Source organism: Micromonospora sp. NPDC049275 (genome assembly GCF_043197115.1).
In the GTDB taxonomy this organism is placed as follows: Bacteria; Actinomycetota; Actinomycetes; order Mycobacteriales; family Micromonosporaceae; genus Micromonospora.
The window spans coordinates 79730-105892 of the sequence record NZ_JBICSN010000005.1 but is presented as its reverse complement, the minus strand read 5'-3'; the positions used below and the strand labels follow the sequence as shown (position 1 = coordinate 105892).

General features: G+C 71.9%; 20 protein-coding genes, 2 tRNA genes and 2 pseudogenes. 3 read left to right on the top strand and 21 right to left on the bottom strand.

Annotated features, from left to right (window positions below):
- Positions 1-107: 107 nt before the first annotated feature.
- Both ACGFIE_RS17765 and ACGFIE_RS17760 read right to left on the bottom strand, forming a co-directional pair.
- Positions 108-446, bottom strand: a pseudogene (locus tag ACGFIE_RS17765) (XRE family transcriptional regulator); the annotation flags it as partial.
- A gap of 27 nt (positions 447-473) precedes the next feature.
- Entirely contained in the window at positions 474-1355 is an 882-nt protein-coding gene (locus tag ACGFIE_RS17760) for a DUF1963 domain-containing protein (protein ID WP_393295845.1), read from the bottom strand.
- Here ACGFIE_RS17760 and ACGFIE_RS17755 point away from each other — a divergent pair.
- Positions 1354-1560 (top strand): annotated as a pseudogene (locus ACGFIE_RS17755) (hypothetical protein); the annotation flags it as partial. The gene ACGFIE_RS17760 and the pseudogene ACGFIE_RS17755 sit on opposite strands and share 2 nt — an antisense overlap.
- 6 nt (positions 1561-1566) lie before the next feature.
- Positions 1567-1704 (top strand): hypothetical protein, encoded by a 138-nt coding sequence (locus ACGFIE_RS17750; protein WP_393295843.1) that lies wholly within the window; start codon positions 1567-1569, stop codon positions 1702-1704.
- A 69-nt stretch (positions 1705-1773) separates the two neighbouring features.
- On the opposite strand, the gene ACGFIE_RS17745 is transcribed toward ACGFIE_RS17750, so the two are convergent.
- The 6 genes from ACGFIE_RS17745 to ACGFIE_RS17720 all read right to left on the bottom strand — a co-directional run bounded on the left by ACGFIE_RS17745 (position 1774) and on the right by ACGFIE_RS17720 (position 8181).
- Positions 1774-1850, bottom strand: a tRNA-Ile gene (locus tag ACGFIE_RS17745).
- A gap of 61 nt (positions 1851-1911) precedes the next feature.
- Positions 1912-3600 (bottom strand): insulinase family protein, encoded by a 1689-nt coding sequence (locus tag ACGFIE_RS17740; RefSeq protein WP_393295841.1) that lies wholly within the window; start codon positions 3598-3600, stop codon positions 1912-1914.
- Positions 3597-4544, bottom strand: a complete 948-nt coding sequence (locus ACGFIE_RS17735) for a hypothetical protein (RefSeq protein WP_393295839.1) — start codon at positions 4542-4544, stop codon at positions 3597-3599. Before ACGFIE_RS17735 ends, ACGFIE_RS17740 begins: the two co-directional genes overlap by 4 nt.
- Before the next feature lie 54 nt (positions 4545-4598).
- Positions 4599-5837: an FAD-dependent oxidoreductase gene (locus ACGFIE_RS17730; protein ID WP_393295837.1), complete on the bottom strand. Its 1239-nt coding sequence runs from the start codon at positions 5835-5837 to the stop codon at positions 4599-4601.
- Positions 5827-7950 (bottom strand): MMPL family transporter, encoded by a 2124-nt coding sequence (locus ACGFIE_RS17725; RefSeq protein ID WP_393295835.1) that lies wholly within the window; start codon positions 7948-7950, stop codon positions 5827-5829. The genes ACGFIE_RS17730 and ACGFIE_RS17725 overlap by 11 nt, the downstream gene beginning before the upstream one ends.
- Before the next feature lie 158 nt (positions 7951-8108).
- Positions 8109-8181 (bottom strand) — tRNA-Asn (locus tag ACGFIE_RS17720).
- A gap of 292 nt (positions 8182-8473) precedes the next feature.
- Here ACGFIE_RS17720 and ACGFIE_RS17715 point away from each other — a divergent pair.
- Positions 8474-8887, top strand: a complete 414-nt coding sequence (locus tag ACGFIE_RS17715; protein ID WP_007463781.1) for a hypothetical protein — start codon at positions 8474-8476, stop codon at positions 8885-8887.
- A gap of 64 nt (positions 8888-8951) precedes the next feature.
- Here the strand turns inward: ACGFIE_RS17715 and ACGFIE_RS17710 are convergent, their stop codons facing one another.
- From ACGFIE_RS17710 to ACGFIE_RS17650, 13 genes are all read right to left on the bottom strand, one after another.
- A complete protein-coding gene (locus tag ACGFIE_RS17710) occupies positions 8952-9959 on the bottom strand; it encodes a sugar phosphate isomerase/epimerase family protein (protein WP_363683546.1) in 1008 nt (335 codons plus the stop codon).
- Between the two features lie 213 nt (positions 9960-10172).
- Positions 10173-10676, bottom strand: coding sequence for a sensor histidine kinase (locus ACGFIE_RS17705; protein WP_393295832.1), 504 nt, complete (start codon positions 10674-10676; stop codon positions 10173-10175).
- A 233-nt stretch (positions 10677-10909) separates the two neighbouring features.
- Positions 10910-13015 carry a ThuA domain-containing protein gene (locus ACGFIE_RS17700; RefSeq protein ID WP_393295830.1) on the bottom strand — a complete coding sequence of 702 codons (2106 nt, stop codon included), beginning with the start codon at positions 13013-13015 and terminating at the stop codon, positions 10910-10912.
- 75 nt (positions 13016-13090) lie between these two features.
- Complete coding sequence (locus ACGFIE_RS17695; RefSeq protein WP_393295828.1) at positions 13091-15946, bottom strand: PQQ-dependent sugar dehydrogenase; 2856 nt, start codon at positions 15944-15946, stop codon at positions 13091-13093.
- Positions 15947-16162: 216 nt separating this feature from the next.
- On the bottom strand, positions 16163-17230 hold the full coding sequence (locus tag ACGFIE_RS17690) for a polyprenyl synthetase family protein (protein WP_393295826.1): 1068 nt from the start codon (positions 17228-17230) through the stop codon (positions 16163-16165).
- The gene (locus ACGFIE_RS17685; protein WP_393295824.1) at positions 17227-18648 is read right to left on the bottom strand and encodes an alkaline phosphatase family protein; all 1422 of its coding nucleotides are present in this window, start codon (positions 18646-18648) and stop codon (positions 17227-17229) included. The genes ACGFIE_RS17690 and ACGFIE_RS17685 overlap by 4 nt, the downstream gene beginning before the upstream one ends.
- Positions 18645-19844, bottom strand: a complete 1200-nt coding sequence (gene eboE / locus ACGFIE_RS17680; protein WP_393295822.1) for a metabolite traffic protein EboE — start codon at positions 19842-19844, stop codon at positions 18645-18647. Before eboE ends, ACGFIE_RS17685 begins: the two co-directional genes overlap by 4 nt.
- The gene (locus ACGFIE_RS17675; protein WP_393295820.1) at positions 19844-20701 is read right to left on the bottom strand and encodes a TatD family hydrolase; all 858 of its coding nucleotides are present in this window, start codon (positions 20699-20701) and stop codon (positions 19844-19846) included. The genes eboE and ACGFIE_RS17675 overlap by 1 nt, the downstream gene beginning before the upstream one ends.
- A complete protein-coding gene (locus ACGFIE_RS17670) occupies positions 20702-21310 on the bottom strand; it encodes an EboA domain-containing protein (RefSeq protein ID WP_393295818.1) in 609 nt (202 codons plus the stop codon).
- A 65-nt stretch (positions 21311-21375) separates the two neighbouring features.
- Positions 21376-22350 (bottom strand): sugar phosphate isomerase/epimerase family protein, encoded by a 975-nt coding sequence (locus ACGFIE_RS17665; RefSeq protein ID WP_393295816.1) that lies wholly within the window; start codon positions 22348-22350, stop codon positions 21376-21378.
- Positions 22347-23312 (bottom strand): SCO3242 family prenyltransferase, encoded by a 966-nt coding sequence (locus ACGFIE_RS17660; RefSeq protein ID WP_393295814.1) that lies wholly within the window; start codon positions 23310-23312, stop codon positions 22347-22349. Before ACGFIE_RS17660 ends, ACGFIE_RS17665 begins: the two co-directional genes overlap by 4 nt.
- Complete coding sequence (locus tag ACGFIE_RS17655) at positions 23296-24462, bottom strand: inositol-3-phosphate synthase (RefSeq protein ID WP_393295812.1); 1167 nt, start codon at positions 24460-24462, stop codon at positions 23296-23298. The genes ACGFIE_RS17660 and ACGFIE_RS17655 overlap by 17 nt, the downstream gene beginning before the upstream one ends.
- 522 nt (positions 24463-24984) lie before the next feature.
- Positions 24985-26160: a Gfo/Idh/MocA family protein gene (locus tag ACGFIE_RS17650; protein WP_393296387.1), complete on the bottom strand. Its 1176-nt coding sequence runs from the start codon at positions 26158-26160 to the stop codon at positions 24985-24987.
- Between the last annotated feature and the right edge of the window lie 3 nt (positions 26161-26163).

Sequence of the window (26163 nt, the reverse complement as noted above, 5' to 3'; positions counted from 1 at the left end):
CCGCCGGCGCCGTCAGCGCCAGCGGCCGACGCGCAGCCGCTTCCTTCGTTGGACGGTCTGGACCGTCTGGACGATCCTCGCGATCACTGCGGCGCTCGGCCGGTAAGTCAGGCCCGAGGCTCCCGCGCAGCCCGCTCCACCTCGCGCAGGACCAGGCCCAGCGTCTGTGAGCGGCGCTCCGGCGCGAGCGCCGTCCAGGCCCGCCGCGCGTACGTCAGTCCGCCCGCCCGGTCGCCGGAGTGCGCCATCATGAGCGCCCGGTGCAGCTCAATGTGCGTAGCGAACCGGGTTAGCGTCACCGGCCGCCACCGATCGGCCTCGAACTGCGCCAGCTCGCCCTCGCGCAACATTCCCAACCTGGAATACAGCATCGACCGGAACGTGGCCATCCGCCACGGCGGCACCGCCGAGTCCGAGATCTCCGCGTCCGGAGAGGCAACCTCGTCGTGGCCGTATCCGGCGCCGCCGGTGTTCTATGGGATCAACTCAGCCACGGAAAGTGCTTCGTCCAGCCGACCAGCGGCCAGGTCGTCGTGACGGATCACGAAACTCCCGTCACTCCGGTAATAGAGCTCGTTGTCCACGGGAAAGTGGGCGAGCGACACCCACTCACTCGTCAGCCGGTGCGTTTCCTTCTCCACATGGGAATACCATTTCGCGACCGGGATGACGATCTCGCCGGTCTTCTCGCGCCACGCGAGGGTCTGCTCCGCAAAATTCTTGATTACCTCCTCGTCGGCATACCCGCCGATATAGGCGCGGGCGTACCCGTTGTCAGGCGGCCAGAGATCATTGGCCAGAGCGCAGAGTTCGTCAAGGTGCGGCAGGTCACGCTCGAGGTCACGGGCCAACTGCTGCTGGAAGGGCGACAGGTCGTCGTCGTCCTCGTCCTCGTCGTCCGCCCCGAACCAATCGGGGAACTCCGCGCGCAGCGTGGCGCCGACGTCGTACGGCTCGCCGACGAACGCGTTGTCGGTGGATCCTGCCGCCACCTCGGTATCGGTACCGGCCGGCACATACACGACTCGCCCGTACCTTCGCTCCCCGGTGGCAGCGGCCTGCTCGTGGTTCAGGAAGAACAGCAGCGAGCCGTCTGCCGGCAGTCCGAAGTCGTCGACTCTTGGCAGCAGCGCGCAGTCGACCGAGAAGATGAACGGCAACGGACTGACCCCGTCGGACGGCCAGTCCACGCCCACCGGCAGTCGGGGCAACCCACCGAACTGCCCCACCGGAACACCGCTGGATCCTTCGCTCAACCGGATCGACAAACGGAGGTGCTGGATGAACCGGCGGACCTCGTCGTCCGGGATGCCCAACGCGAGCGCTGCACGACGAAGCTGCCCCTGATGATCCATAGCGCAACATGGTGCCACGAGGGCGAGCCCGGCGACCGGGTGCCCCACGGCCCGCACGCGCTGTTTTCGCGTCCCCGACTGGCGAGGTGCTGCGCATAAACTTCCGCCGTCGCGTCTTCGATCGGGCTGCGGAGTCGATCGGTCTCGCCGGCCTGACCCGCACGAGCTGCGGCACACGGCGGCCAGTCTGGCGGTAGCCGAGGGCGCCAACGTGAAGGCGGTGCAGCGGATGCTCGGGCACGCCTCGGCGGCCATGACGCTGGACGTGTGCACGGACCTGTTCGAGGACGACCTGGACGAGGCGGCGGGTCGCCTTGACCGTGCGGCGGGTCGTGGGGCTGCGGACTAAGAGCGTTGGTCCGGACCTCGATGCGGTTCGCCCGAGTCGTGGACAGCCTGGCTGACCAGGGGGAACTGCTGGTGGGGCGGGCGGGACTCGAACCCGCGACCGAGGGATTATGAGTCCCCTGCTCTAACCGGCTGAGCTACCGCCCCGACACCGCGCGGATCTTATCCCGCTCGGCGGATCACGGGCCAGCGCCGGTGTGGCCCCGCCTCATCCCCGCCGCCGTCGCCACAGCAGCACGATGGGCAACGCGAGAATAACAGTGAGCAGCCAGCCCGCCACGACGACGCCCCAGAGCCATTCCTCGCCGGGCTCGGTGCCGGCGGCGGCCACCACGTACGTCACCAGCAGGCTCACCGCGCCCACCAACAGGACGGCCACGCCGCTGACCACGATCGCCGCGATCTCCCACCACGGGCGGTCGGCGGGCGTACGGGCCGGCTGGTCGGCGGTCGACGGCTGCGGGATGGTGTCCGGTGTGCGGGCCGGCATGGCGATGCGCCTGTCGGAAGGCACCTGGGCGTCGATGACCGGAAGCGCCGCCGGGTGCAGGTTGAACATGGTCGGCTCGACGTGCAGCACGATGGCGTCCGAGCCGATCAGTTGCCGTGCGCCGTCGGGCCAGGCGAGCATCGCGGAGCAGTCGGCGTACCGGACGGTCAGCGGGCCGTCGGTGCCGAGGTAGGTCACCCCGTCCACGCCGATGCGCAGCGCGCCTGCGCCCTGCTTCGCTGGGTACGTGGTGCCCTCGACGGTGTCGTTGGAGTGGGTGGGTGCCGCGACGAAACCGGCCCAGTCGGCGGTGAGCCCGCGCGGCACCAGGAGCAGCGCGGACGACATCATCTCGCCGGCCACGTCGTGCAGGTCGGCGAGGTCGACCGCCTTCAGTTCGGCCCGGTGTTCGTCGATGCTGAGGTTCGGCTCGCCGGTCAGCACGTTGAGGGCGTACCCGGGCAGTCGCGCGGCGTCGACCTCGGCGGTGCCGAGCACGTCCTCCCGCTTGGCGATGGTGGCGTCCAGGTCGGCCTGCTCGATCCGCCCGACCCGCAGCTTCGCCAGCACGTCGACGAAGCCGCCGAGTACCGCGTCCTGCTTCTCGGCAAGCGCGTCGGCGAGCGCCCGCAGCGTGGCGTACCCGTCGCCGCGCGGCTCGTACCCGGTCGTGGTGGTGTAGGAGAGGCCGGACTCCTGGCGCAGTGACCGGTACAGCTCCCGCTCCAGCACGCCGGAGAAGACTGCCGCGGCGGCGCTGCGCCGCACCACCGAGTCGAGCACCACGGCGCGGGCGCCGCTGACGAAGTACGCCGGGGTCTGCGGCAGCGCCGACGAGACGGCCGGCACCGGCTGCCGGACCCCGCTGGGCAGCGGGAGGCGCAGCCCGGCGGGCACCCGGTCGCCGGCGATCCAGAGCACCGCGTTCTCCCTGGTGAAGGAGCGGGCCACCCACTCGCGCAGGTGGTCCGCGGTGAGCGCGCCGAGGCCCCACTCGGGGTAGCTGCTCAGGCCGAAGTCCCGCGCGCCGTGTCGCCACAGCGGGATGTCGTCGACCGCGGCGGCGCCCCGGCTGCTCCACTCGGTACGCAGGATGTCCTTCTCGACGTCCAGCCGCGCCACCGGCAGGTCCGACAGGTGCTCGCAGACGGCGGTCAGGAACGACGCGATGTCGGCCTCGGAGCCCTGGGTGTGGAACATGGTGAACGCGGGGGCGGTCACGCCGTTGACGTGGTAGTCGGCCAGGCCCAGCGGCGCGAGCGCGAGGTGCTCGATGAGGTGGGTGATGCCGGCGCGGCTGAGCGTCTCGTCGGCGGTGCCGACCCGGAAGGTCAGTCCGGCGCGCATCGGCCCGCCGGTGGGGGCGAGCAGCGTGGGCACCCCGTCCACGTCCAGGTGCTGGATCATGACTGGCCACCCTTCGCGTACGCCTTGGCGCGGTACTTCGTGTAGCCCTCGGCGTCGTCCACGTAGGCCCAGGGGTATTCGGTGCCCAGGTTGCCCAGCGCGGTGAACTGGCTGGCGGCGGCGGGCCACTGTTCGGTGAGGCTGAACATCAGCGCGAACGTCGAACGGACCCACACCCAGCCCGGCCGGTCGACGAAGGCCGGGTGCAGCACGGATCGCTGCCCGGCCTGCATGACCTCGTCCACGACGGGGGTGCTGCGCAGGTACGCGGTGCGCTCCCGTTGGGTGTCGAAGTCCAGCCAGCGTTCCAGGTGCGCCTCGGCGACCAGCACGGCGTTGGGCGCTCCGGCGGGCGCGGCCTGCGCGCACTCACGGGCGAACGCGAAGGTCCGGTCCCAGTCGCCGCTCCACTTCGGGCAGAGCTGCTGGAGCAGGGCCGCCTGCGCGGGCGCGTGGTGGGGGTGCTCGCGGGCGAGCCGGTCGTAGCGGCGGCGCGCCTCGTTCTGGCCCAGTTGCAGCCCCCGGGCGAGGGTGATCCGTTGGGTCCAGGCGGCCGCGTCGTCGGGGTACCGGGCGGTGACGTCGATGAGCACCTGCTCGGCACGGCGCAGGTGATCGTGGAACTGTTCGAACTGCGCCTGGCTGACGTACTTCGCCCGGTAGGCGCTGCGGATGCGCCAGCCGTCGCGGATGAGCTGGTTGCCGAGCAGCGTCCCGGCGAGCTGGTCGGTGGGGTCGGCGTCGTACACGCGGCGCAGGAACGGCTCGGTCCCGATCTGGTCGCCTGCCGCGCCGACGAGCAGGGTGCGGCCGTCCGCGTCCCGGTCGGCGAACACGGCCTGGACGGCGGGCCAGTCGGCGGCGTCGAGCGCCTTACGCAGGTCGTTTACCTCGGGGTACGCGGCAGCGACATCGAAGGTGGGTGCCGGGAGGGGGGCGGGCATGGCGGCGATCATAGGTGATCAACTACGGCTGCGGGGGCCTTGTTCGAGGCGGGCTCAGCCGGCGCGCAGCTCCTCCAGCACCGCCCCGGCGGCACGCCAGCCGCTGGCGAGAGCGCCCTGGATCGATGGACTGTCGCGGTGGTCACCGGCCACGAACAGCCTCTCCCCCAGCGAGACGGGCTTGCGCAGCCGGCCCTGCGGCGGCGGCGCGGCGGGCAGCGCGGCCGGGACGGCCACAGTGGTGAGGTGGGTCCAGTCTGCGGTGGATCGACCGTACAGCCGGGTCAACTCGGCCCGGATGGTCGACTCGGGCGGGGCCGTCGGACCGACCACCGACGTGGCCACGAGGTGCCGTCCGGCCGGCGCGTACGTCGGGACGGCGTTGCTGAGCACCACCGTGTTCGCCACGATCTCCCGGCGGTCGCCGTCGACGACCAGGATCGGCTCGGCGAGCGGCGGCTCGGGGGCGCTGTGGTAGTAGGTGGTGTAGCTGTGCATGCGTACCGTCGCCAGGGCCGGCAGCAGCGCGGCCGCGGCGGGCGGGTCGACGGCGACCACGACGGCCCGGCAGCGGATGTCACCGGCCTGCGTGCGGACCAGACCGGGTGCGACCTGCGCGACAGGGGTGTCCAGGTCGAGCAGGTCGGCGGGCAGGGGGTCGGCGATGGCCCGGGGCAGCGCGGCCATCCCCTCGGCGGGCAGACCGATCCGGCCACGGGCGAACGAGCGCAGCACCACGGCGAGCACGTGACTGGAGGTGGCCAGTTCCCGGTCGATGAGCACGCCGGACAGGAACGGCCGCAGCAGCTCCTCGATGATGGCGTCGGAGAGACCGGCGCGACGCAGCGCCGTCTCGGCGGTGGTCTCCGGCGCGGAGAGCAGCCGGGACACCGGTAGCGTGGCGCAGCCGGTGGCGAGCGCGGCGAAGCGCAGCCGGTCGAGCAGCGAGCCCACGCCGGCCAGCGCGGTGCGCGGCCCCCCGGCCGGTTCGCGCAGGGGGTTGACCAGCCGGAGCAGGTCGTCGCCCCGGCGCACCAGCACCCCGGACGTGAAGTAGCCGAGGTCGAGCCGGTCGGTGTCGAGCAGCGTGCCGAGCCGCGGGTACGCCGTGTTGAGCACCTGGAAACCGCGATCGATCAGATAGCCGTCCACGACGTCGGTGGCGACGCGACCGCCGAGCCGGCCACTGCCCTCCAGCAGCCGCCAGGGCACGCCGGCGCGGTGCAGCCGGCGCGCGGCGGCGAGGCCGGCCAGGCCACCGCCGACGACGACAACGTCGGTCTCAGCCAGCATCGCGCGCCTCCCGCTCACCGTTCGCCCGGGACAACCGGCCCGGCCACCAGATCTTCGGCCCGATGTCGTAGGCGAGCGCGGGCACCAGCAGCGACCGGACGATGATCGTGTCGATCAGTACCCCGACCGCGACTGCGGTACCCAACTCGACGAGGATCACCAGCGGCAGGACGGCCAGGGCCGAGAACGTCGCGGCGAGCACGATGCCGGCGGAGGTGATCACCCCGCCGGTGACGGCGAGGCCGGCGAGCACGCCGGCGCGGGTGCCCCGTTTGGTCGACTCCTCCCGGACCCGGCTCATCAGGAAGATGTTGTAGTCGATGCCGAGGGCGACCAGGAAGACGAACGCGAACAGCGGGAACGACGAGTCCACGCCGGGGAAGTCGAAGACGTGGCGGAACAGCAGCGCGCAGAGACCGAGGGTGGCCGCGAAGCTGAGCAGCACCGTGCCGATGAGCAGTACTGGTGCGAGGAGGGCGCGCAGCAGCAGGGCCAGGATGACCGCGATGACCACAAGCACCACCGGGATGATGACGTTCTGGTCGCGCTTCGCGGCGTCGGAGGTGTCCACGTTGATCGCGGTGAAGCCGCCGACCACGGCGCCCGCGCCGGGCACCCGGTGTACGGCCACCCGCAGCTCGCGGATCGTCCGCTCGGCGCCGTCGCTGTCGGGCGGGTCGGCGAGCGTCGCCTCCAACTGCACCCGCCCGTCGACGACCTTCGGTGGGGCGCTCGGGTCGGGCGGGCCGGTCTGCGGGCCGCCGGAGAGCGGACGGACGTCGGCGACGCCGCGTACGCCCTGGGCCGCCTGCGCCACCTGCCGCGCGGTCTGCTCGGTGGTGAAGATGGTGGCCGGGCTGCCGGTGCCGGCCGGGTAGTGCCGGGCGATCACGTCCTGACCGTCCACCGAGTCGGTGCGCTGGGTGAACAGGTCGGACTGGCCGAGGGTGGTGGCGCCGAGCTGCGTCAGGCCGAGCGTGAGGAGAGCCAGCACGACTGCGGTGCTCAGCCAGATCGGTCGGGCGTGCCGGGCCACGAACCCGGCGACGCGGTTCCAGATGCCGTGCTCCACCCGCGGGTCGGCCTGGTCGACCCGCGGCCGCCGGGGCCAGAACGCCCACCTGCCGCCGAGGACCAGCAGCGCGGGCAGGAAGGTGAGCATCACCAGCAGCGTGGCGGCGATGCCGATGGCGGCGACCGGGCCGAGCGCCCGGTTGGAGTTGAGGCTGGACAGCAGCAGGCAGAGCAGGCTGACGATGACCGTGCCGCCGGACGCGATGATGGCCGGCGCGGCGCCCCTCCAGGCGGCGCGCACGGCGTCCCACGGGCGGTCGTGCCGGTGCAGCTCCTCCCGGTAGCGAGCGATCATCAGCAGCGCGTAGTCGGTGCCGGCGCCGAAGACCAGCACGGTGAGGATGCCCTGTGCCTGGCCGTTGAGCTTGATGATGTCGGCATCGGCGAGCAGATAGACGAAGACCGAGGCCAGCGCGTACGACATTCCGGCGGCCAGCAGCGGGAAGATCCACAGGACCGGGCTGCGGTAGACGATCAGCAGGATGACGAGCACCACCACGAGGGTGACGAGCAGCAGTGGCCCGTCGATGGCGGAGAAGACCTCGATCAGGTCGGCGAGCAGGCCGGCCGGGCCGGCGACGTCCACGGTGAGCCCGTCCCGGTCGCCGCCGGCGAGGTCGCGCACCTGTTTGACGACCGCGCCGATCTCCTCGCCCTCGGCGTCGTCCACCGGCACGACGACCTGCAGTGCCTGGCCGTCCGCGCTGGGGATCGGCGGGGACAGCGGGGTGACCACGCCGGGTATCTGGGCGAACCGGGCGGCGTCGGCGGCGACCCGCTGCCGGTCGGCGTCGGTGATCCCCGACGACCGCTCGTAGACGACCAGAGCCGGCACGGTCTGCCGGTCGACGAAGCCACCGGCGAGGTCCTGGGCGCGGGTCGCCTCGGCGTCGGTGGGCAGGAAGGCGGCGTTGTCGTTGGTGGCGACCTCGCTGAGACGCCCGGCGTACGGGCCGGCCACACCGCCGATCACCAGCCAGGCCAGTACGACCGCCACCGCGATCAGTGTGGCCCGGCCGAAGCCACCTCGTCCGGACATGGCGCTCACCCCAAGGATCGACGCATCAATCGACGCAGCGGGAGTCTAAGTCGACATCGACCATCCTGCCGGGCGAGCTCGTCGAGCGAGGGCGAAACCGGGTGGGCGCAGACGAAAACGCCCGTCGGCGTACTGCCGACGGGCGCTGGGTGGAGAAGCTCCCCCGATTGGACTCGAACCAATAACCTGCCGGTTAACAGCCGGCTGCTCTGCCAATTGAGCTACAGGGGATCGTGCATCGCCTGGAACCGGATCTCGCCGGTGCCCCGCGACGGGACAAGAGTACAGGACATCCCCCCGTGGTGGTCCAGTGGGTTCCGCACGCATCCGCCTTGATCCAGATTCGCAGGTCACCGCCGCGACCCGATCGCAATCGGGACAAATCGCGATCCCGGCACAAGCAGGCTTGAGCGGGGAGCAGGATGGGTAGTTAGCTGCGGACAGAGGACGCAGGCGCGAATTGGTCGCGCCCGACGGGGCAACCCGCCGGCGCGACGGCGCGTCAGGTACGGAAGGAGCCGCCATGCGCGGAAAGATCATGTTTCTTGGCGGGCTGGCTGCGGGATTCGTCCTGGGCGCCCGTGCCGGCCGGGAGAAGTACGAAGAGCTCGTGGTTCGGGGCCGCAAGGTGCTCGACCACCCGACCGTCCAGGAGGCGGCCGGGGTCGCGCAGGCCCAGGCCAACAAGCTCTACAGCGAGGGCAAGGACAAGCTCGGCCAGACCAAGCTGGGCGAGAAGCTGGGCAACGGCAGCACCGGCAAGCAGGAGCTGACCGCCGCCGACGACGCGTTCGCCGGCACGCCCGCCACGGTGGGCGCCAAGGCGGGCTCCGGCTCGACGGGCAGCAGCACGGTCGGCACGACCTCCGGGTCGCCGTCGGCCACCACCCCCCGCACCAAGCCGTCCGGCTCGGGCACCAACGGCAGCACGCTCTGACCCAACGCACGTCGACGGGCCGGTCGCCGAGAGGCGACCGGCCCGTGGTCTGTCCGGGTGGTGGTCAGTCCTTGCTGCTGAACGCCGCGTCGAAGGCGGCGGTCGGAGCATCGAAGGCGAGCCGGCGGACGAACTGAAGCGCCTCCGGGGCACCGAGCAGTCGATCCATCCCGGCGTCCTCCCACTCCACGGAGATCGGGCCGGTGTAGCCGATCGCGTTCAACGCCCGGAAGCAGTCCTCCCAGGGCACGTCGCCGTGCCCGGTCGAGACGAAGTCCCAGCCGCGGCGCAGGTCGGCCCAGGGCAGGTGCGAGGCGAGCCGGCCGCGTCGGCCGTCGCCGGTACGCACCTTCGCGTCCTTGCAGTCCACGTGGTAGATCCGGTCGGCGAAGTCGAAGATGAAGTTCACCGGGTCCAGCTCCTGCCAGACGAAGTGCGACGGGTCCCAGTTCAGCCCGAACGCGGGCCGGTTGCCGATCGCCTCCAGCGTCCGCTTCGTCGTCCAGTAGTCGTACGCGATCTCACTGGGGTGCACCTCGTGCGCGAATCGCACCCCGACCTCGTCGAACACGTCGAGGATCGGGTTCCACCGGTCGGCGAAGTCCTGGTAGCCACGCTCGATCATCGAGGGCGGCACCGGCGGGAACATCGCCAGGGTGTGCCAGATCGACGACCCGGTGAACCCGACGACGGTCTTGACCCCGAGCTTCGCCGCCGCCCGCGCGGTGTCCTTGATCTCCTCGGCGGCCCGCTGGCGGACCCCCTCGGGCTCCCCGTCGCCCCAGATGCGGCCGGGCAGGATGTCCTGGTGCCGCTCGTCGATCGGATGGTCGCAGACCGCCTGACCGACGAGGTGGTTGGAGATCGTGAAGACCTCGAGGTTGTGCTTCGCGAGCGTCTCCCGCTTGCGGTCGACGTACGAGTCGTCGGCGAGCGCCTTGTCGACCTCGAAGTGGTCGCCCCAGCAGGCGATCTCCAGACCGTCGTAGCCCCACTCGGAGGCGAGCCGGCAGACCTCCTCGAACGGAAGGTCGGCCCACTGGCCGGTGAAGAGCGTGATGGGTCGCGCCATTGTCCTTCTCCCCTGATGTGATGGGGATTCCGTTGTGCGGACCGGGGCGAGGGTGACCGGTCAAACCGGTACGCGGCACCGAGGCGGAACACCGGTGGGTGCCGAGCGCACCTGAGCCCGGCGGGTTGCGCCTCCCACCGGGTCACCGGCCACCGTCACGGTCGCCGCCCCCACCCTATTTCCGCCAGGCCCTCTCGCGGAAGCCCCGGATCGTCACTCGGCCGCTTCTTCGGGCGCGGGAAGGACCGCCCGGACGGTGAACCCGCCGCCGGGATTCGGGCCGGCAGAGAGGGTGCCGCCAACCCGCTCGGTGCGCCCCCGCACCGCGGCCAGCCCGCGCCCGGCGGCCCGGGGCTCCCCGGCCGGCGTCGCGGCGTCGGCGCCCTCGTCGCGTACCTCGATGGTGACGCCCTGGGCGTCGTAGCGCAGGCGGACCGCGACCGCCGCGCCCGGGGCGTGCCGGCGCGCGTCGGCCAGCGCCTCCTCGATGATCCGGTACGCCGCCACGTCCACCGCCCCGGGCAACGGCCGGGGTGCCCCGCCGAGGCTCCAGCGCACGGGCTGGCCTGCGGCGAAACCCTCCATCAGCGCGTCGAGGCGGTTCAGGCTGGGCGCCGGCCCGGTCAACGGGTCGGGCTCATCGACCCGGTGCAGCGCCGCGCGCAGCCGGTGCCCCTGCGTCCGCACCGTCCGGCGCCATCGCGCGAAACGCCCCATGCCGGTCAAGGTACGGCAGCCGCCTGAGAGTGGGCCGCCCGGCCGCTCCGGCTCCGGCCGTTCCGGCCATGGATGGTCGAGAGGTGACATCGGCTTCGGCAGGGACGCGCCCGGTGAGGCGGAGCGCGTCGCTGCGGTTGACGCCAGGAGCGGGTGGCGCGCAGGGGCCGTCGGCCGTGACCGGCGGCCCCTGCGCGCTCAGTGAGCCCGGCGGGCTCGGTGCGCTCGGCGGGTCAGGGCAGGGTCCACTTCTGGTTGGCCGCGCCGTTGCAGGTCCAGAGGTGGACGACTGTGCTGTCCGCCGAGTTGTTGCCGGAGACGTCCAGGCACTTGCCCGACGCCGTGCCGCGCAGGCTGCCGTCGGACTGGGCCGCCCAGTTCTGCGCGCCCGTGCCGTTGCAGGTCCAGAGCTGGATCTTGGTGCCGTTGGCGGTGCCACCACCGGAGATGTCCAGACACTTGCCCAGCGCCTTGATCGTCGAGCCGGACACGGTCCAGGTCTGCGCCGTACCGCCGTTGCAGGTGTAGAGCTGGATCTGGGTGCCGTCGGCCGTGGCGCCGCCGCGCACGTCCAGACACTTGCCCGCCAGACCCTTGATCGGGCCGACCCCGGGAGTGCCGCCGCCGCCCTTGACCAGGGTGAAGTCGTCCAGGTCGAAGAGCCCGGTGCCGCTGCCGGTGAAGGTGAGATAGAGGTTCTGGGTGCCGGACGGGACGTTGGCGAGCGCGGTGGTGACGTTGGCGTACGTGGTCCAGCTGCCGGTGTTCGGCACCGCTACCGAGCCGAGCACCGGGCCGGTCGCCGAGCCGGTACGCACCTGGATGGTGCCGCCCGCGCCACCGGAGACGACGCGGGCCGTGAACGAGGTGACGCCGGTCAGGTCCACGCCGTTGTACGCGGCCCAGTCACCCGGCTCGATGTAGCCGAGGGTCTGGCCACCGTTGGCGCCCTCCTTGGTGAACGCGGAGACGCCGTTGGCCGAGGTGAACGCCTCGGCCTGGATGGTGCCGGTGGGCGGCGGCGTGGTGCCCAGCTCCTTGATCCGGATGTTGCGGAACGCGACGTCGTCACCGGTGCCGTGGTTCTGGATGCCGATGTGGCCGGCGAGCGAACGGACCGGGTCGGTGTTGGTGAAGTCGTTGATCTTCACCCCGTTGAGGAAGACCTGTAGCCGCTCACCCTCGACCAGCAGTTCGTAGGTGTTCCACTCCCCCGGCGCGTTCAGCGCCGCGTCCCGGGCCGCGGTGTCGGCGGCCTTGTACGTGTAGACCGAGCCGGTGGTGCGGTCGACCGCGTCGGTGGCGTCGATCTGGACCTCGTAGCCGTTGTTGATCGCCGACTGCGGGTCACTCGACGGCGGGAAGCCGATGAAGATGCCGGAGTTGTCGTCCCCGGCCAGCTTCCAGTCCAGCTTCAACGAGTAGTTGGTGAACTGCTTGGCGTTGTACCAGAACAACCCCATGCCGCCCACCGAGGTCAGGGTGGCGTCGGAGTTGGTGAAGTTGCCCGGACCAGCCTGCGACCAGCCGCTCGTGGAGCCGTTGTAGAGCGGGGTGTAGCCGGTCTCGGGCCGGCAGTCGGCCTTGCTCCGACCGGCCGCGTACCGGATGCCGCCGAGCAGGTGGGTTCGGAAGGCCGGCTCGGCGTACGACGCCTGGGTGTGCCCGGCCCCGGTGTAGAAGGATCGGCCGCCGCTGTAGCTCTTGCACCAGCTCAGCGGGTGGTCGGCGCCCATGCCGCCACCGGAGTACGACGACTCGTCGAGCGTGGCCAGCACGTGGGCGGTCGACCGGGCGTTGGTGCGGTAGTTGTACCACTCGTCGGTGCGGGTCCAGGTCTGCGGCAGGTGCCCGGTCGCGGCGTGCCCCCGGTCCTCCACCTTGACGTTGGCCTGCTGGATCGCCGGGTGCGAGGCGAACCACGCGCCGACCAGGTTGCCGTAGAACGGCCAGTCGTACTCGGTGTCGGAGGCCGCGTGCACGCCCACGTAGCCACGACCGGAGCCGATGTACGACTCGAAGGCGGTCTGCTGGCTGGCGTTGAGCACGTCACCCGTGGTGTTGAGGAAGACGACCGCCTCGTACTGGGCGAGGTTGGAGGTGGTGAACGCGGCGGCGTCCTCGGTGGCGGTGACGGTGAAGTTGTTGGCGGCGCCCAGGTCACGAATGGTCTGGATGCCGACCGGGATCGCGTCGTGCCGGAAACCGGCGGTCTTGGAGAAGACCAGCACGTCGTACGGGGCGTCGGCGGCGCTGGCCGGGCTCGCCGGGGTGGTGCAGGCGATGACGGCGAGGGCCGCCATGGCCGCGCCGAGGACGGGTCGCAGGCGTCTGCGCATATCGCTCTCCTAACTGTGGTTAGGAAGGGCCCCCTGCCCAACCGTAGGCGGTGACAGGGGGCCCCACCACTCAGCTCAGGGCAGGATCCACTTTTGGTTGGCGGCGGCGGTGCAGGTCCACAGTTGGACCACCGTGCTGTCGGCGGAGCTGCTGCCGGTGACGTCGAGGCACTTGCTGGACCCGGCGTTGCGTATCGTGCCGTCGGCCTGCGCGGCCCAGTTCTGCGCCGCGGTCCCGTTGCAGGTGTAGAGCTGGATCTTGGTGCCGTCGGCGGTGCCGGCACCGGAGACGTCCAGGCACTTACCCAACGACTTGATCGTGGAGTTCGGCGTGATCGCCCAGGTCTGCGCCGCGCTGCCGTTGCAGGTGTAGATCTGGATCTGCGTGCCGTCGGCGGTCGCGGCGCTGCGGACGTCCAGGCACTTGCCACCCAGGCCCTTGATCGGGCCGGTCCCGCCGGTGGGGGCCGAACCGGTGGTGAAGGTGAACGCGTCCAGGTCGTAGAGCGCGCCGGTGCCCGTACCCGCGAAGGTCAGGTAGAGCGTGGTGGTGCCGGTCGGCGGGTTGCTGATCGCACCGGTCACGGTGGTGAAGGTTTCCCAGCCGCCGGTGACCGGAACGGTCGCCGAGCCGAGCACCGTGCCGGTGGCCGAGCCGGCCCGGACCTGGAGGGTGCCGCCGGCGCCCGCCGAGGAGACCCGGGCGGTGAACGAGGTGACGTTGCCCAGCCGGTACGGCTGGAACGCGATCCAGTCGCCGTTGTTGATGTCGCCGACGGTCTTGCCGCCCTCGGCCGGGGTCTTGCTGAACACGTTGATCCCGGACGAGCTGCCGAAGAACTCGGCCTGGCGGTGGCGCGGCGGCAGGGTGTGCTGGGTGTGCGTGGTCAGCCCACCGGCGTCGGTGTACTCGGCGTCGAAGATGGCGAAGATGTTCGCCGCGTCGTCGTGCTCACCGTCGACCGGAATCGTGATCGAGCCCGAGCAGCCGGTCTTCGAGGTGATCTGGTGCCCGTGCTGGTCGTGCCCGAGCACGTAGGTCATCTTGACCTTCGTGCAGTCGATCGTGCCGTCCTCCGGGTCGGTCACCGTGATGCTGTAGGCGACTGTGTCGCCGAAGCTGAACAACTGCCCGTTGCCGGGGTTGTTGATGGTCACCGTGGGCGCGGTGTTGCCGACGTTGATCTGCACGCTTGCGCTGCCGGTGGCACCCTGCGGGTCCCGCACGGTGAGCGTCGCGGTGTAGGTGCCGTTGGCGCTGTACGTCTTCGTCGGGTTCGCCGTCGTGGAGGTGGTGCCGTCGCCGAAGTTCCACGAGTAGGTGAGCGCACCGCCCTCGGGGTCGGACGAGCCGGCCGACGAGAACACCACTGTCAGCGGCGCCGCGCCGGAGGTCTTGTTGGCGCTCGCCGTGGCGCTGGGCGCCCGGTTGCCGCCGGCGACGTAGTCGAAGCGGTAGAGCGCCGAGTTGGCGTCACCGTTGAAGTAGCCGGTGCCGTAGTCGAGCACGTAGTACGAGCCGTCCGGGCCGAACGCCGAGTCCATCACCTGCTTGCCGACCCACGGGAAGGTGTCGATGGTGCCCCGGGAGCCGTCGGAGTTGACGTGGATGGGCTTGATCCAGCCCCGGCCGAACTCGGTGGCGAAGAACTGGCCGTCGAACGACTGCGGGAACTTCGTGGTGGAGGTCGACGAGGCGTTGTAGCGGTAGACCGGGCCACCCATCGGCGACTCGGAGCCGCCGCCGAACTCGGTCGGGGTGCCGGCGTCGCCCGCGTACCGGATCCAGGCTGGCTGGGCGGGCGGCAGGGTGGTCAGGCCGGTGTTGCGGAACGAGTTGTTGGTAGGCCCGCCTGCGCAGTTGTACTTCGCGCCGCCGGTGTTGGCGGCGAAGTCCCACTCGTTGTACGTCTCGGTGGTGGTGTTGGTGCCGGTGCAGTACGGCCAGCCGAAGTTGCCCGGGGCGGCGACCCGGTTGAACTCGACCTGGCCGGAGGGCCCACGGGTGGCGCTGGTGCTGCCGGCGTCCGGCCCGTAGTCACCGACGTAGACGACCCCGGTGCCCTTGTCCACGCTGATCCGGAAGGGGTTGCGGAACCCCATCGCGTAGATCTCCGGCCGCGTCTTTGCGGTGCCGGGCGCGAACAGGTTGCCCGACGGGATGGAGTACGTCCCGTTGGAGTTCACCTTGATCCGCAGGATCTTGCCCCGCAGGTCGTTGGTGTTGCCGGCGCTGCGCTGCGCGTCGTACGCCGGGTTGCGGTTGGTCCGCTCGTCCAGCGGCGAGTAGCCGGCGGACTCGAAGGGGTTGGTGTCGTCGCCCGTGGACAGGTACAGGTTGCCGGCGGCGTCGAAGTCGATGTCCCCGCCGACGTGGCAGCAGAGACCCCGGTCGGCAGGCACGTCGAGGACGTCCACCTTGCTGGCCTGGTTGACGGTGAAGTCGCTGTTGAGGGTGAACCGGGAGAGGCGGTTCACTCCCTGCCAGGCCGAGAAGTCGGTGCCGGTCGCGGGCGCGTCGCCGCCGGGGGTGGACAGCGGCGGCGCGTAGTAGAGGAAGATCTGCCGGTTGCTGGCGAAGTTCGGGTCGACGCCGACGCCCTGCAGCCCCTCCTCGTCGTGGTTGTAGACCGACAGGGTGCCGATCACCGACGTGGTGCCGTTGGCGTCGGTGCGCCGGAGGGTGCCGTTGCGGGCGGTGTGCAGGACCGAGCGGTCCGGCAGCACGGCCAGCGACATCGGCTCACCCATGTCGGACACGCCGCGGGCGAGTTCGACCTGCTGGAAGTCGCTGGCGGTGATCGTGTGCGCCTGGGCCGGTGTCGGGCTGGCCGCCAGTGTGACGGTGCCGGCCGCGGCCACGAGGAGCAGGGCCGAGCCGGCGGAGAACAATCGTCTGCGCCGACGAGGGGGTGCGTCCTTGTTGGACATCTGTGCTGTCCCTTCCTGACGAGTGAGGCCAGGCCGGACGCGCGCCGTCGCGCCGGATGCCGTAGCGGTGGTGGGGTCGATGGGTTACCGCGCCGCCGGTTCACCTCGACGAAACAATGTCGTGTTGGCCCCGACACTAAGTCGCGCCCGTCGATGTGTCCACACCTTCCGGCGATCCAGCATCAACTTTCGTTGATTTGATCGAAAGTTGATGGATCAGGCGCGACGATCGATGGCCTGGCCCGCCAACGCGACGAGGGCGGATCGCGCCTCCTCGGCCACCACGGCGCTGCGCAGAGCGGTGAGCGCCGCCTCGGTCCGGACCCGGATCATCTGCTCGATCCGGTCCCGGGCGCCGGTGGCCTCGATGATCTCGCGCAGGTCGGCCGCGCCCTCGGCATCCAACGTGGGATTGCCGAACAGCTCCTTCAGCCGCGCGGTCTGCGTCCGGTCGGCGGCGCTGCGGGCCAGCGCCATCATCACCGTGGGCTTGCCCTCACGCAGGTCGTCCAGGACCGACTTGCCGGTGACCGCCGGATCACCGAAGACGCCCAGCACGTCGTCGCGGAGCTGGAACGCGTCACCCAACGGGTCACCGAACTCGCCGAGAGCGGCGAGCAGCTCCGAACCCGCGCCGGCCAGGGCCGCGCCGATCTGCAACGGCCGGGTGACCGTGTACCGGGCGGCCTTCATCCGGATCACGGTGAGCGCGCTGGCCACCGAGCCGTCCCCCACCCCGGAGACCAGGTCGAGGTACTCCCCCGCGATCACCTCGGTCCGCATCAGCGCGAACACGGCGTAGCCGCGATGCACCTGCTCGGTCTCCAGCCCGCACTCGTGGAACATCTGATCCGACCAGGCCGCGCAGAGGTCCCCGCAGAGCAGGGCTGTGTTGCGCCCGTACGCCTCGGGGTCGCCGCGCCACGACGAGCGGGCGTGCAGGTCGGCGAAGAGGCGGTGCACCGACGGTTCGCCCCGCCGGCGGTCGCTGCCGTCCAGGATGTCGTCGTGGATCAGCGCGAACGCGTGGAACAGCTCCAGCGCCGCCGCGGCCACCACGATCGGGCTGCCGTCGGCCGCCCCGGCGCCGCGCCAGCCCCAGTAGCAGAACAGCGGGCGCAGCCGCTTGCCGCCGGCCAGCACGAATCGTTGCAGCGCGGTGAACACGCCGCGCGGTGCGCCGTCGGGCCAGTCCGGGCCCTGCCGGTCGAGGAAGGCGGCCAACTCGGCGTCGAAGCGCGCCCGCAGTCCGCTCGTGTCGGTCGGGGTCACCGTGACCGTCACGTCCCCTCCCCCGGCCGCTCCGCTTTCCCGTCACCGGAGTTCAGCCCGGCGAGTTCCAACAGCAGTGCCTTGACCTCGGTGGCCGCGACCTTGTCCCGGGCTGCGGACGGGTCGGAGCAGAGCAGCACCGGGGCGTCCGCCGGGTCGCTGGGCAGCCGTCCGTGCGAGCCGCGTACCGCCCGGGCGCCGGCGTCCAGACCGACGGCGGTCATCAGGTAGCGCATGCCGATCTTCTTGCGGGCCAGCGCCACCCCGGCACGGGCCTTCGCGGCACCGGGGTTGGCCGGGTCGAAGAACAGCTCGGCGGGGTCGTACCCCGGCTTGCGGTGGATCTCGACCAGGCGTGCGAAGTCCGGCGCGCGGGCGTCGTCGAGCCAGTAGTAGTAGGTGAACCAGGAGTCCGGCTCGGCCACCAGCACCAGTTCCCCGGCGCGTGGGTGGTCCAGCCCGTGCGCGGCCTTGCCCTCGGCGTCGAGCACCTCGGCCACCCCGGGCAGCCCTGCGCACAGTTTCGCGACCGCCGGCACGTCGGCCGGGTCCTTGACGTAGACGTGCGCGACCTGGTGGTCGGCGACCGCGAACGCCTTCGACGTCCACGGGTCGAGGTACTCCATGCCGGCCTGGGTGTGCACCCGCAGCAGTCCTTCGGCGCGCAGCAGCCGGTTGACGTCCACCGGCCGGGACACGTCGGTGATGCCGTACTCGGAGAGCACCACGACTGTGGCGTCGCGGGCCCGTGCGGCGTCCAGCAGTGGGCCGAGCACCGCGTCCAGCTCCGCCGCCGCGGCCGCGGCCTGGGCCGACGACGGGCCGAAGCGTTGCAGGTCGTAGTCCAGGTGGGGGACGTAGACCAGGGTCAGGTCGGGTGACACGTCGGCCAGGATCTGCTCGGCCGCCTGGCAGATCCACCGCGACGACGGCAGCCCGGCGGTCGGCCCCCAGTAGGTGAACAGCGGGAACGTGCCCAGCCGGCCGGTGAGCGCGTCGTGCAGCTCCGGCGGGTCGGTGTAGCAGTCCGGCTCCTTGCGCCCGTCGGCGTAGTAGACCGGCCGGGGCGTGACGGTCCAGTTGACGTCGGCGCCCATGGCGTACCACCAGCAGACGTTCGCCACGGTGTAGCCCGGCTCGGCCCGACGGGCCGCCTGCCAGAGCTTGTCCCCGCCGACAAGCGCGTTGTGCTGCCGCCACAGGAACACCTCGCCCAGCTCCCGGAAGTACCACCCGTTGCCGACGATCCCGTGCCCGCTGGGCTGCTCGCCGGTGAGGAAGGTGGACTGCACCGAGCAGGTCACCGCGGGCAGCACGGTGCCCAGCTCGGCCCGGAAGCCGCCGTCGGCGACGCCGCGTAGCCGGGGCATGTGCGCCAGCAGTCGGGGGGTCAACCCCACCACGTCGAGTACCACAAGTCGTCGGCTCATCGCGTCACTCCCGCGCTCACGGTGCGTTCCGGGGTCAGCCCGAGGCCGACCAGTTCGTTCCGGGCGAAGGCCAACTCGGCGGCGATGCCGGCGGCCAGCTCCGCGTCGGTGCCCGGCCGCCGCGCGGCCGGTAGAACCCCCCAGGTGTACGTCTCGACGTCGAGGTGGTCGCACCCGGCGGTCGGCCCGCTGTAGAGCGCTCTCAACGCGGCGCGCAGGACGGGCAGGGTAGAGCTGAGCGGTTCCTCCGGCGGGGCGTGCAGCGGTACGTGGTAGTGCACCCGCCACGGGCCGGGCAGTGCCCGGTCCAGCGCCTCGTCGAGGTCGTCGGCCGCGTACGCCGGATCGGCCGGGTCGGCCAGGCCGGCGCAGCCGACGCCCCGGGTCTGGTGCAGGAAGCGCGGCTCCACCCAGCGACGCAACGCGTCGGCGCCGCCCTCCGGGTCGGTCGCCTCGACGGCGGCGGAGACCTGCACCTTCACCACGGGCAGCCCGGCCGCCCGCAGTCGCTCCAGTGCCTCGGCCGGATCCTCCCAGGCGCACGCCAGGTGGGCCAGGTCGACGCAGACGCCCAACCGGTCGGTGTCCATCCCGGACAGCAGCGCGGCCGCCTGCCCGGTGCTCTCCACCACGCAGCCGGGTTCCGGCTCGAAGGCGACCCGCACCTCGCGGTCGGTGTCGCGCTGCACGGCGGCCAGGCCGGCGGCGAGCTGGTCCAACCGGCGGCGGGCCGCGTCGGCCCGCTCGGTGTCCCAGGGTTGCCGCCAGGCCAGCGGCAGGGTGGAGATCGATCCCCGAGCCGCGTCGTCGGGCAGCAGGTCGGCGAGCACCCGGGCCAGATTCAGCGTGTACGTCAGCCGCTGCTCGGTGGTCCAGTCCGGGTGGTACACGTCCTGCTTGACCACCGGCGCCTGAAAGGCCGCGTACGGGAAGCCGTTGAGAGTGACCACCTCCAGCCCACGCACATCCAGCTCGGCACGCAGCCGCAGCCGCAGCGCCGGGTCGGCGGCAAGTTCGGCGGCGACCGGGGCGGCCAGCCACAGGCCGAGGCCGAGCACGTCGCTGCCCAGCGCCGCGCGGACCGGCACGGCGTAGGTGTCCAATTGGCCGAGGATGCCGGCGAGGTCCTCGGCGGGGTGCACGTTCGTGCAGTAGCCGAGGTGGACCGTCTCGCCACCGGAATGTCGCAGCCGCATCAGCTGCCGCCGCGCAGGATCGAGTTGCCGGTCTGCGGGTCCACCTTGGCGGCCACGTCCAGGTCGCTCAGGTCGAGCCGACCGGACTGCCCGTAGAACTCCACCGGGTTGCGCCACAGCACCCGGTCGACGTCGTCGTCGCTGAACCCGGCCAGCAGCATCGCCTCCCCGGTGGCCCGGGTGAGCAGCGGGTCGGAGCGCCCCCAGTCGGCGGCCGAGTTGACGAGCATCCGTTCCGTGCCGTACTCGCGCAGCAGCTCGACCATCCGCTGCGGCGTCATCTTCGTGTCCGGGTAGATGGAGAAGCCCAGCCAGCAGCCGCTGTCCCGGACGAGTTTGACTGTCACCTCGTTGAGATGGTCGACCACCACCCGGCCCGGGTCGATGCCGGACTCGGCGACCACGGCGAGGGTGCGCTCGCAGCCGCGCGCCTTGTCCCGGTGCGGGGTGTGCACGAGCGCCGGCAGGTCGTACGCCACGGCGAGGGCGAGCTGCGCGGCGAACGCCTCGTCCTCCTCCGGGGTCATCGAGTCGTACCCGATCTCGCCGACCGCCACGACCGCGTCCTTGTCCAGGTAGCGGGGCAGCAGGTCGAGCACCGGCCGACAGCGCGGATCGTTGGCCTCCTTGGGGTTCAGCGCGATCGTCGCGAAGTGCCGCACCCCGAACTGCCCGGCCCGGAACGGCTCCCAGCCGATGAGCGAGTCGAAGTAGTCGACGAACGACGCGGCGCTTGTGCGCGGCTGGCCCAGCCAGAACGCCGGCTCCACCACCGCGCGGACCCCGGCGGCGGCCATCCGCTCGTAGTCGTCGGTGGTGCGTGAGGTCATATGGATGTGGGGGTCGAAGATGCGCATTCACGCCTCCCGGGGCAGTGCGGCGGTGAGCCGGTCGAGCAGGTCGGTGGCGTCGGCGGGTAGGTCCCGGCCGGCGGCGTGCCGCTCGGCGGCCAGCGCGGCAAGCATCGCGGCCAGCTCCCCGTCGGCGCGGGTCTCCAGGTCGGCGACGGCGGCGAGGGGCACGCCGCTGAACACGCACTTGAGCACCGCCTGCCGCCAGGCGGCCGGGTCCAGGTGCCGGGCGTACGGGCCGAGGGCGGCGGCGACCAGCCGGGTGTCGTTGGTCCGGATCGCGTCGTGCAGCAGCGGCACCCCTTCGGCGCCGATCGGCAGCAGCGGCAGGGCCCGCAGTACCGCCCGCCGCTCGGCCGCGTCACCGTGCTGGTAGAGGCTCTCGGCGTACGCGGCGTGCTCGCCCGGCAGGCCGCTGAGCAGCAGCACCCGGGCCGCGTCGTCGGCGGTCCAGCCGGGGGCGTCGGGCAACGCGGCCCGGCCGCAACGCCTGCCGACGGCGGGGAAGAGCCGGGTGATCGCGGTGGGCTCGGCCGCGACCTGGCGCAGCGCCGCGTCCAGCCAATCGGGATCGGGTACGCCCCGCAGCGCGGCCCGTAGTGAATCCGGTGTCATCCCGTCTCCTCCCCTTGTGCTGCTGTGCTGCTCCGCGGGTACCCGAGCGCGTCCTTTGCTCTGCTTCACTCCACGCGACGGTTGGTGGCCGGTTCTGCTGCGTCAGTTGAAGCAGAGCAAGGGACGCCGGCGGGTACCCCGTCATCGGTGCGGCCCGCCGACGCGGTCGCGGCGGCGGAACGCAGGAACGCGATCGATCGCGCCGCTACCGCCGGTGCGGCGTGCGAGTCGCGGGGCAGCTCGACGGCGACCAGCCCGCGGTAGCCGGCCTCGGCCAGGGCCGCCAGCACCGGCGGGAAGTCGATCTCGCCGGTGCCGAACTCCAGGTGCTCGTGCACGCCCCGACGCATGTCGTCGATCTGCACGTTGACCAGGTGATCGGCCACCTCGGCGACGCACTGCGGCACCGGCCACGGCTCCAGGCACCGGCAGTGGCCGATGTCGAGGGTGATGCCGAAGCGGGCCGGAGCCCCGAGTGCCGCGTGCAGTCGACGCCAGTCGGTGATGCTCTCGACAAGCATTCCCGGCTCCGGCTCGAAGCCGAGGGTGACACCCGCGCTGTCGGCGGCGTCGAGCACGCTGGCACAGCCGGCGACCAGCCGGTCCCAGGCGCACTGCGGTGTCACCGTCGCGGGTCGCACACCGGCCCAGAACGACACCGCCTCCGCGCCCAGGTCAGCGCCGATCCGCACCGCCCGACGCAGGAACTCGATCCGCCGGGTGGGATCGTCGTGCAGCAGCGTCGGCGCGTGCTTGTGCCACGGGTCGAGCAGATAGCGGGCCCCGGTCTCGATCACGAGCCCCAGGCCGAGCGCGTCCAGCCGTCGACCGACAGCCGCGATCCGGCGGGTGAGCCCGGGTACGAACGGGTCCAGGTGATCGTGGTCCAGGGTGAGCGCCACGCCGTCATAGCCGAGGTCCGCGATGACGGCGAGCGCGTCGTCGAGCCGGTGGTTGGCGAAGCCGTTCGTGCCGTACCCGAGGCGCAGCGTCGTCGCGTCGCCGCCCGACGGCGCGGGTCGGGGCCGGGGCACGGTCATGTCGGGGAGACCTTCCGAGCCAGCCGGCGACCCAGCGGCGCCGCCGCCGCGACGGCCAGCCCGAGCAGGCCGGCGCCGCCACGTGCGGTGAGCGCTCCCTGCAGGGCGGGCAGCCCGGTGATTCCCGCGCCGACAGCCGCGCGAACCTTCCCGGCCGAGGGGTCGCGGACGACCTGGGCCTGGGCCGCGCCGTAGCGGGCGGCGTACCACCCGGCCAGCAACGCGGGCAGCGCGGCGGCGACCCCGGCCGACCGGGACCGGCCCGAGCCCACGACGGCCCGCTCGTCGACCCCTCCGGCTTCGGCGGCGGCAACGTCAGCGTCGCGAACGCCCGGGACGTCAGCACGACGGGCGCCGGGGACGGCGACGGCGGCGCTGGCGGCGACCACCGCGGTGCCGACGAGTGTTCGCATCGGCAGGGCCGCGTCCGCTCCGGTGACCTCGCGCCGGGACAGCGTGGTGACCGTCCAGGTGTGGGCCGCCACGGTCGCCGCCGAGGGGAGCGCCCGCACCAGGTTGCCGCCGGATGCGCCCAGCAGCACGTCCAGCCCTCGGCAGGCGGCCATCACGGCGGGGCCGGCGGCGGTGTTCTTGGCCAGCAGGTCGTACCCCCAGATGGTGGCGGCCAGGGGCACCGCGAGCGCGGCGGCGCGGCGACCGCCCACGGCGGCGGCCAGGCCCACGCCCGCGGCGGTGAGGCCGGCCGCGAGGCCCAGCGCGGCGGCCGGGGTGACGCGGCCGCTGGGGATCGGCCGCTCGGGGCGTTCGACGGCGTCCAACCGCCTGTCGGCCCAGTCGTTGGCGGCCATGCCGGCCCAGTAGAGCAGCACCGACGCGCCGGCGAGAGCGGGGGTACGCGGGCTCAATGCGCCGGCCGCCGCCGCGCCGGCGACCACGTCACCGGGGACGGAGAGCGCGGCCGGCGCGCGGACCAGCTCGGCAACGTCAGCCAGCGTGGTCATGGCCACCCTCCAGGCCGGCGTGCAACCGCTTGGTGAAGTCGGTCAGCCGGGCCCACTGCTCGGCAAGCGAATGGGTGGGCGTGCCGAGCGGGTCCTTGAAGAAGAAGCCCAGGTCGGCAAGCGGCCCCACGTGCCCGGCGGCGTGCGAGGCAGCGGTGAGCCGGGCCAGGTCGAGCACCAGCGGCGCGGCAAGCGCGGAGTCGCAGCCGTGCCAGGTGAACTCCATCCGCATCCCGGTGCCGAGGAAGCCGGCGAACGTGATCAGATCCCAGGCGGTCTTGAAGTCACCCAGCTCCTCGACGTACTCGATGCGGGTGTTGCCCTGCGGGACGTAGCCGAGCGTCTCGCCGAGCACGCGCTGCTTGCTCTGCACCTTTGCCGCGTTGGCGGCCGGGTCGGCGAGGGTGGCGCCGTCGCCGCCGCCGAGCAGGTTCATCCCGGACCAGGAGCGCACGGCGAGGTTGCGCATCGCGAACATCGGCGCGAGCACCGACTTGACCAGGGTCTCACCGGTCTTGCCGTCGTGCCCGGCGTACGGCAGGCGCAGCTCGTCGGCGAGCGCGGCCAGCGCCGGCAGCCGCAGCCCGGTCGACGGGGTGAAGTCGACGTACGGGCAGTCGGCCAGCAGTGCCGCGTACGCGTACAGGGAGCTGGGCGGCAGCACCTCGTCCGGGCCGGTGAGGGCGGCGCGCAGCGCGGCCGGGTCGGCGTGCCCGGGGTGCGGTCGAGGTGCGGGTTCGGTGGCCGAGACGTTTACCACGACCACGCGGTCCAGCAGGTGGCGCGTGCGGAAGGAGGTGAGGTCGTCCACGACTGTCGCGACCCGGTCGGCCTGGGTGCCGCCGAGCGGTGCCGGCCGCAGCTCCTGCTCGACGGCGGCCAGCTCGTCGGGGAGCGCGGCGACCAGCCGACCGGGTATCACACCGGTGTCGGCGAGTGCCTCCGCGCGCTTGCTCAACGGGGTGGTGGCCACGTCGTGGCCACCGAAGACCAGGTCCGCGAAGGACGGGAGGGCGGGACCGCGCAGATCCGGCAGTTCGGTGACGCAGCCGGTCGGTCCGGCCAGACCGGCCCGCAGCGCGAGCCCTCCGACGATGCTGGTGGTCGCGACCGAACCGCGTGCTCCTACCAGCCAGACACCCGTTCGCATGGTGCTCCTTCCCGTCCAGGAGGAACCGTCGGAGTAGTTGAAGAGTCGTCGTACTTAAATATAGGAATATCAGAATATTTTTCGAAAAGCTACGGCCTTGCAGGATGGTGCCCCGCCCGCCCGACCCGTACCGGAACGACACCGGATCCGGCGTCGGCGTCGGCGGCGACGACGACGGACCGGCTCCCGGTACGGGTGCGGGCAGACGGGGCTGGCAGGCAGGGTCGGTCGGCGTCTCGACCCTGCCTCCCCCGCATCCGCCGGTCGGGGCGTTGGCGTGCCCCGACCGGACGTCTCAGGTGGTGGCGGTCCTCCGGTGCGGCCGGGGAATCCCGGTCCGGTCGCACCGGACGACCGTCCTGATCGTGCGCCACCGGGCCACGTGGCCCGGCCGCACACTTCCCGGAACCGACCTCGTCCCGACCGCGGGGCGCAAACCGCTGTCGGTCCCTCGCCGGTCGGCTCCGGAAAGCCTGTCGGGCGACGGCGGCGCGAGCACCGCCGTCGCGGATGGTCAGAAGGTCAGACGGCCACCGCGGTGAGCGCCGGTTCCACGTCGGTCCAGGAGGATCCGACATCCGCCGAACGGGTCACCGCGTCCAGCACGAGCTGGACCTGCAACGCGTCGGCGAAGGAGGGCGCCGGGTCGGTGCCGGTGGCGATCGCCTCGATGAGATCGCGCATCTGGTGGGTGAAGGAGTGCTCGTAGCCGATGAGGTGGCCGGGCGGCCACCACGCCGACATGTACGGGTGGTCGCCCTCGGTCACCAGGATCCGGCTGAAGCCCTGCTCCAGGGTGGGCCGGGTGGCGTCGTAGAACTCCAGCTCGTTGAGGCGCTCCAGGTCGAAGACCACGGTGCCCAGTGAGCCGTTGATCTCGACTCGCAGGGCGTTCTTGCGGCCCGTGGCGAAGCGGCTCGCCTCGTACGTGGCCAGAGCGCCGCCGTCGAGCCGCGCCACGAAGATCGCGGCGTCGTCGACGGTGACCGGCCCGGTGGGCGCAGAGCCGCCGTCCACGGTGGCGGCCAGACCGCTCGACTCGGCGGGCAGCGGCCGCTCCTTCACGAACGTCTCGGTGATCGCGCTGACGCCGGTGATCTGCTGGCCGACGACGAACTGCGTCAGGTCGATGATGTGGGCACCGATGTCACCGAGCGCGCCGGAGCCCGCCCTGTCCTTCTGCAACCGCCAGACCAGCGGGAACTGCGGATCCACGATCCAGTCCTGCAGGTAGACCGCCCGGACGTGCCGGATTACTCCGAGGCGTCCTTCGGCGACCATCTGGCGCATCATCGTGACCGCGGGGACCCGGCGGTAGTTGAACCCGCACATCGATCGCACCCCGGCGGCGCGGGCGGTTTCCGCCGCGGCGGTCATCGCCCGTGCCTCCGCCACCGTGTTGGCAAGCGGCTTCTCGCACAGGACGTGCTTGCCGGCGGCCAGTGCGGCGAGGGCGATCTCGGCGTGGCTGTCGCCCGGCGTGCAGACGTCGACCACGTCGATGTCGTCCCGGTTGATCAGGTCACGCCAGTCCGTCGTGTACGCGTCCCAGCCGAGCCGGTCGGCGGCCTCGGCCACCTTCGGTGTGTCGCGGCCGCAGATCAGCGCCATCCTGGCCCGTGCCGGCAGGTCGTACACGCGGTTCACGGTGCGCCACGCCTGTGAGTGCGCGGCGCCCATGAACGCGTAACCGACCATGCC